This window comes from Lentilactobacillus kisonensis DSM 19906 = JCM 15041 (genome assembly GCF_001434135.1).
GTDB classification, from domain to species: domain Bacteria; phylum Bacillota; class Bacilli; order Lactobacillales; family Lactobacillaceae; genus Lentilactobacillus; species Lentilactobacillus kisonensis.
The window spans coordinates 81469-88185 of record NZ_AZEB01000009.1; the positions used below are offsets into that span (position 1 = coordinate 81469).

9 protein-coding genes and 2 pseudogenes are annotated in these 6717 nt (G+C 41.2%); 6 read left to right on the plus strand and 5 right to left on the minus strand.

Annotated features, from left to right (window positions below):
• The first annotated feature begins 26 nt into the window (after positions 1-26).
• Both FC98_RS14220 and FC98_RS06415 read left to right on the plus strand, forming a co-directional pair.
• Positions 27-797: an ABC transporter permease gene (locus FC98_RS14220; protein ID WP_008857399.1), complete on the plus strand. Its 771-nt coding sequence runs from the start codon at positions 27-29 to the stop codon at positions 795-797.
• A 95-nt stretch (positions 798-892) separates the two neighbouring features.
• On the plus strand, positions 893-1180 hold the full coding sequence (locus tag FC98_RS06415) for a hypothetical protein (protein WP_008857398.1): 288 nt from the start codon (positions 893-895) through the stop codon (positions 1178-1180).
• Positions 1181-1315: 135 nt separating this feature from the next.
• On the opposite strand, the gene FC98_RS06420 is transcribed toward FC98_RS06415, so the two are convergent.
• From FC98_RS06420 to FC98_RS06435, 4 genes and pseudogenes are all read right to left on the minus strand, one after another.
• On the minus strand, positions 1316-1708 hold the full coding sequence (locus FC98_RS06420) for a type II toxin-antitoxin system RelE/ParE family toxin (RefSeq protein ID WP_050806280.1): 393 nt from the start codon (positions 1706-1708) through the stop codon (positions 1316-1318).
• Positions 1695-1982, minus strand: a complete 288-nt coding sequence (locus FC98_RS06425) for a type II toxin-antitoxin system RelB/DinJ family antitoxin (RefSeq protein ID WP_008857396.1) — start codon at positions 1980-1982, stop codon at positions 1695-1697. The genes FC98_RS06420 and FC98_RS06425 overlap by 14 nt, the downstream gene beginning before the upstream one ends.
• A gap of 313 nt (positions 1983-2295) precedes the next feature.
• Positions 2296-2609 (minus strand): annotated as a pseudogene (locus FC98_RS06430) (MazG nucleotide pyrophosphohydrolase domain-containing protein).
• A gap of 26 nt (positions 2610-2635) precedes the next feature.
• Positions 2636-2986, minus strand: a complete 351-nt coding sequence (locus tag FC98_RS06435) for a winged helix-turn-helix transcriptional regulator (protein ID WP_008857394.1) — start codon at positions 2984-2986, stop codon at positions 2636-2638.
• 179 nt (positions 2987-3165) lie between these two features.
• On the opposite strand from FC98_RS06435, the gene FC98_RS06440 reads away from it, so the two are divergent.
• The 4 genes from FC98_RS06440 to FC98_RS06455 are packed head-to-tail and all read left to right on the plus strand — an operon-like array spanning position 3166 to position 5484.
• The gene (locus FC98_RS06440) at positions 3166-4179 is read left to right on the plus strand and encodes a zinc-binding alcohol dehydrogenase family protein (RefSeq protein ID WP_040471766.1); all 1014 of its coding nucleotides are present in this window, start codon (positions 3166-3168) and stop codon (positions 4177-4179) included.
• A gap of 42 nt (positions 4180-4221) precedes the next feature.
• Positions 4222-4512, plus strand: a complete 291-nt coding sequence (locus FC98_RS06445; protein WP_008857392.1) for an ArsR/SmtB family transcription factor — start codon at positions 4222-4224, stop codon at positions 4510-4512.
• 52 nt (positions 4513-4564) lie between these two features.
• Positions 4565-5194 carry a glutathione binding-like protein gene (locus tag FC98_RS06450; RefSeq protein ID WP_008857391.1) on the plus strand — a complete coding sequence of 210 codons (630 nt, stop codon included), beginning with the start codon at positions 4565-4567 and terminating at the stop codon, positions 5192-5194.
• A 38-nt stretch (positions 5195-5232) separates the two neighbouring features.
• A complete protein-coding gene (locus FC98_RS06455; RefSeq protein WP_008857390.1) occupies positions 5233-5484 on the plus strand; it encodes a hypothetical protein in 252 nt (83 codons plus the stop codon).
• A 66-nt stretch (positions 5485-5550) separates the two neighbouring features.
• Here FC98_RS06455 and FC98_RS14855 read toward each other — a convergent pair.
• A pseudogene (locus FC98_RS14855) lies at positions 5551-6717 on the minus strand (hypothetical protein); the annotation flags it as partial.

Sequence of the window (6717 nt, forward strand, 5' to 3'; positions counted from 1 at the left end):
AATCAATTAATGAAGAGGTGATTAGCATGATCAATCAATTAAGGGCAGACGCCTTTCGCCTTACCCGTTTAACTGGTTTCTACCTAACGTTATTATTGGTGATCGGCTACAGTGCGCTAATTACCAAGACTAAGTCCGTCGGTGGGATTATGGCAGACGCCAACGAAAATGTCTTGCATCATCTTGCTCACAGTAATTGGTCGATCATTGACGGTATTCGTGGCTTAACAATGTCGGCCAGTGTCTTAATGTACGTCCTCATGGGGTTATTTGTAATCATCATCGGTTACGAGTTTAGCCAACAAACTTACAAGAATACGTTGATCTCCGGAATTTCTCGCTTCCAATTTATCCTGGCGAAATATGTGATGTTATTACTCACCATTTTGGTCAACATTACGATATACTTCCTCACCGTGATCGTTACCAGCCTCGTTCTCAATCGAAAGTTGGGAACCTCTTGGGGCCACTTATTGCAAACTGCTTCCATAACCACCGTCACAGTTGCTTTCTTTATCAGCATTGTATTTAGTATTGCCATTTTAATACTAATGTTAACGAGTTCCGTTATCATCAGTTCTATTTTTATCGTGATTTTCCCGCTAGCCATTTCTATGTTTCACGTCGATGCAAATTGGAACTGGTTAACCTACGTTGATTTCTTTGGTGCCAGTAATAAAGTCGCTATGGGAACCCTTAGTCCCTCACAATTTGGTCCCTACATTCTAACTTGCGGCATCATTTTAGTTATTTGTATTGGCTTTTCATTGCTTGCAATTCAGGAAAAAGAACTCTAACGCTTCAGTCAGGAAACATTTCTGCTTAGCTCATCTCGGCTTGTAGAGCCCCAGCCTCCTCGTTATAATAGCTACTAGAAAGAAGGCCAGGTAACATGATTGATCAAACTGAATTGATGAAGCAATTACGGGCTGCCTTTGAAGACTATAATCAAGTGATCGCCAAACAGCACCAGGCAACTTACCAGGTGAAAAGCCAGAATGATGCCGTTATGGTATCTGCCGGTAACTCCCAAGCTCACTGGGAAATTCCTGGTGACCTCTTCGACTTAATGACCCATCTAAAAAAAAGCGCGCAAAGCAACGAATGTACCATTGGGACGTTGGCTGATTTAGAGAAAATCGAAGTGGAAATGAATGCTACCAAGGGTAATTCATTTTAGCTATTACTGTAATTGCCCATTACAGGTTTCAACTAAAAAGCGGCCATCTTAACCTTGAATGTCAAAGTTAAGATAGCCGCTTTTCAATCTCATGTTACTCAATAAGTCTTACTGCTAAATTCTATCTCACTAGTTCTAAAACAACTCACTATGTGTTCCAATTTCCAGTAAGTAAACAAGCTTAGCAACCGTGTTTTTAGCATAGATTAACAGATGGTCACCATTATGACCGTCAAAATGCAACTCTAAACACTCAATCTTAGTGTATGTATCCCCAAAAGTTGATTTTAATCTTTGAATCATCTTTTTGGGAAGTGTTATCGGATGGGCATAGAAATATTTTGGAATGGTAATATCTTTTTCAAGACAGGTAATAACGAAATCAAAAGAGATGAATTCTTGTTTTGTCCATGTAATTTCTATTGATATTTTATCATGAAAAACTTTTCGCCACCCTGGGTCTTTTGAAACACGCTTATAATGCCGTTTAAACTTTGAGGAATATCTAATAATATTAGTCATCGTCATTTAACCGCTCTTTCAGTTCCTTCAAACTATGGGCTTCAGGCATCCGCTTCTTTCCTGTTGCATCATCAATCATTTCACCAACTGCATCTAGAACATCCGCATTTGGAATACCAAAATACTTTGGCAGGCCGTCATTAGCAACGCTCGTAATAGCAATCCGGGTATAGTCAGATAATGATAATCCCGATTTTGCCAATCGCTCGATTGCTCGCTTTTTGATATCGGGATTGATTCGAACAGACACAGTCGCAGGCTTTAAATCAGTTTTTGACATTTTATCACCTCATGTATGACAAGTGTAATACAGTTCAAATATAGAATACCAAATTCCCATTAAAAGTCAATGATTATCCCTCAATCTAAGCTTTGTCGAATCACTTTTTCTTGTTTCATCATCTGAAATGTACCCAAATCCTCAAAAGCATTCCTGCCAAGAAATATCGTGCTAAATATTCTCTATCTATATAGACGAGTAGTGCTCCGCGAAGTAGCTGTTAGCACTGTACAAGACCCATCCTAAAATCCTGGGTTTAGTTTTTAGGATGGGTCTTGTACATTACCACAGCTAAATAATTCTTTCTGCACACTTATTCATCAAACCGCTTTTTCAGCTTCTCCTCACTAAACGCCATCAAACTATCCGGATCCACATCGTACTTGTCACAAAGGATAAGCACTTGATCCATCACGTCAGCCAATTCTTCATGAAGATTATAGTTGCGGTCCTTGGTCGAAGTGCTTTCACCCGGATGATCCCGGCCAATTTCAATTGCTCGAATGGCCCTAGAAAGTTCCCCCACTTCTTCGGTCAAAAAGTTAAGTCGAATAATGATGAATATTGGTACCAGCCACGAGATTTATAAAAATCGACCAGCCAATCCTGATGTTGTTTTAAAGCCATTTTCTCATTCTCCATTTCATTGAAAGTCAGTCAACAGCTGCTTGGTGGGTTGCCCGCTGATTGTACAGATTACCCCAAGTTTCCATCGCGGTAATAACTGGGCGCAAAGTTTGACCAAAGTCAGTCAGTGAATATTCAGTCTTAACTGGAATGACTGGATAAACTTTCTTTTGAATCACCCCATCTACCTGGAGTTCGTGAAGCTGCAGCGCCAGCATTCGTCTTGAACAATCAGGCATCTGTTTTTGTAAGTCATTAAACCGTTGGGTGCCAGCCATCAAATGATAAATGATGACGCTTTTCCATTTACCGGCAATGATTTGCAAGGTGCTTTCAACCGGGCACCCATTTTGACAATCGTAAACGTGTCTTTTCACAAGTATCAGCCTTCTTTAAAATCCCTTTTCTCTATGATAAGCCTTTCAAATCAGCGTTTCAATCAATTCACTAGGTGAATAATTTGTAACCTTGTTATTAAAAATTCACGTCTTGTTATTGTAAAATCAACGCCCTACACTGAAATTGAAGTTGAAAGGAGAAAAATAAAATGTCGCAAATGAAAATAATTGGTTTCACCAAACATTTACCAATCACTGACCCAAGTAGTCTTGAAGAATTCACCGAGGAAATCCCAACTCCCAAGGGACATGACTTACTCGTAAAAATCATCGCTACCTCGGTTAACCCCGTCGACGTTGGTGTTCGTGGGCATGGCCGTGGAACGCTAAAACAACCGAAAGTGATTGGTTGGGATGCTTACGGAACCGTCATCCAAATTGGCAATCAGGTATCATTATTTAAGCCAGGTGATCAAGTGTTTTACGCGGGTTCCTTTATCCGGCCGGGTTCTGACAGCGACTATCAGCTCGTTGACGAACGCATTGTCGGTCACGCCCCCACCAAGCTAAGCGCCGCCGAAATCGGCGTCATGCCTCTCACCAGCTTAACGGCATGGGAAGCTTTGTTTGAACGCCTTCGGATTGACCCACAAGCTGACAACTCAGATCAGACCATCCTCATTATTAACGGCTCAGGTGGTGTAGGCTCAATTGCTACCCAGCTAGCTCACATGGCTGGACTCAAAGTCATCGCCAGTGCCTCTCGCTCAGAAACAATCGCCTGGGTTAAGAAAAACGGCGCTGATTACACCGTAAACCATCGCGAAAACTTAGTTACTGAAGTTCGCAAACTTGGTTTCCATTATGTCGATTATATTTTAAACTTGAACGACTTAGATGGCCACTGGAATGAGATTGCTGAGCTTATCAAACCAGAAGGTACGGTTTGCGCAATCACCGAAAACAAACTCGGAATCAATTTGCAAAAGCTCACCAAAAAAGCAGCGTCATTTAACTGGGAATGGATGTACACCAAATCCTATTATCACACTGACGACATGATCACTCAGCATCAAATCTTAGATAAAGTCGCTGATCTTTTGGACAACGGTGATATTCACTCAACCGTTACAAAAGTATTACGACCAATTAATGTTGCCAACCTTAAACAAGCCCATGCATTGGTCGAAACCAATCACGAAATCGGCAAAGTTGCCATTTCAAATGAATGAATCGAGTTTGACAATTTCAAGTTCTAGCCGTATGTTAGTTCTATGGATATCGAACAAAGCAAAAAAGATAATCAGTTATCGGCAATCTTTAAGACATTGAGTGAACCCAATCGAATCAGGATTTTACGGATCCTATACCATTCGGGTCGAGAATTAACCTGTTCTGAAATTAGCGATCAGCTAAATATCAGCAAGTCCACCGTCTCGTATCACTTCAAAGCCCTTCGCCATGCTGGATTAACCACAACCCGTCAGGTGGCCCAAACAAAGTATTTGTCAATTAACCAGAAAACCTTCAAGGAATATCTTCCTGCGTTTCTAGATTCCTTGTAGGCTTTTCTTTTTGAATTGTATTTCGATAACAATCGAACAAGGAGTGATTACAATGCTGAACTTATTTTATGCATCAGGAACCAGTGCCATGGCACCCCATATTTTATTACAGGCTAGCGGTTTACCATTCACTATCGAAAAAGTTAATTTGGATCAAAAGACATGGGCAAATGGTGACTATAATCGAATTAATGAGAAGTCTTACGTACCAACACTTCAAACCAGTCCTAATACATATCTCACAGAATGCGCGGTAATTTTGGAAGTCATCGACTCGTTGGCAGACAATCAATACGCATTTAACTATGGCACGGATGCCTACTGGCAACTTAGAACTTGGGTTAACTACATCGCCACCGAATTGCATAAGAACTTTATTTCTCCATTCCGGAAGGGTAATTGGCTGCCGAATACTGATGAATCTAAACAATTGGTTTGGCAACGAGTTGCGCCTCGATTAAAATTCGTTGAAGCTCATTTTGCTGGTCCTTGGTTACTGGGGCAGAAGTTCACGTTTGCCGATCCCTACTTGTTCGTCATGACCAACTGGATGAAGCGGCTCGATTACCCCCTTGCTCAGTTTCCTAAGCTAGCTATATTCGATGCTCAAATGCGACAATTACAAAGTGTCAGTGAGGTCCTTCAAATTGAAGGTGCGCCCCACTCACTAACGGACAAGTAACCCCGAAAATTCACCCCCCCATTGAAAGGAAACCAACTATGATTAAATACAAATACGATACTCAGTTACTAATAGAAGGCTGTACAGTTAGCGAAGACGATCTTAATGACCAAATTCTCGCCAAATTTGAAGGCGATTCTTTGTTGGTTGTTGGCGATGAGTCGCTCATGAAAATCCACTTCCATACCAACTACCCATGGAAAATCCTGGAATACTGTTCTACTCTGGGCTCAATTTTTGACATCGTGGTTGAAGATATGGACCGGCAAGCACGGGGATTGAAGGGGTAACTAACTTTTCTAATTAAAATTAACCCTCTAAGTCAGTCTAATTCTCTGGCTTAGAGGGTTAATTATTTAAAGTTGCTTTTTAGTTTTTCTTTTCAGCATCAACTTTTCAGGTAATAACACAATAATTAGCCCCGCCAACGTCAACACAGAAATCATCGCCGTCAGCAAGCCATTATGATAACTCACCCGAACCGTATGCTTACCCACTGCTAAGTTGTTAACGGTCAACACATGATCCTTATTGGACTTGAGTGGATAATTTTTACCATCCACCTTCACGGTATAGTGGTTATCGTACACCACCATTGGCAAAGCTAACCGGTTTAACGGGGCGCCAACTTCTACCGTCATTTGCTTGCCATCTGGCAAAGCTTTGCTGGTTACTGGAATATTAACGGCTGGTTTATCATCTACAATCGCCCGTTGCATCGACAGCGTATGGAACGTGTCATCACTCATCTTAGGGAGATAGTCGGCGGTATCAATGTACGTCATTAAATGGCGGTACTGCTTCAAATTAGTTACCCGGTACCAAACCATCCCCTGAACAAACGGGATCTGATTACTATTAGGATAAAGGTCGGCTTTCATTTCTGGCGACTTTAATTCGAAGTTAACCCGCCCCGACTGCGAATTAAGCGATAATCCTAAGACAATCAGGGTAAAGACGCCGACAATTCCCAATTTGTAATAATTCTGTGGAACTTTTTTCAATAGGGTCGATCCTAATACACTAAACAAGTACGTAAACCCAAGCTGTGGCAAAATTAGAAATCGCCATGGGAACTGTAGGAGAACAATCGGGGTATTTTGAAACAAATGCCAAGGAAATAGGCTGCTACTCAAAATCACAAACCCAATCCCGATCCAAAAGATCTCCTTACTAAAATGCGATAACTGACGGTACATGATAATCGCCATCACAAACCCAACCAACGCCACAATCGTAAAGCCATAAGCAATACTGTTGCTAAGTGCCGCAGTCGTGTACTGTAATAAGCTAATGCCATTTAATTGAAACGTGAACGGCTTCGTCATTTCAACACTCGTTCCAAAGTGTAATGCGGGCAGCCAAAAAGTACTACTCAATAACACGGTAATCCCAACAGCCTTGCCAAGGTTGACCCACTTTCGACCTGTCACTTTCTTGATATCAACTAACAGAAAAACGATAAGGGCAATCAAAGTGACGATGATATTTAAAAACAATCTAAGATTAGATCCAGTTAGAAA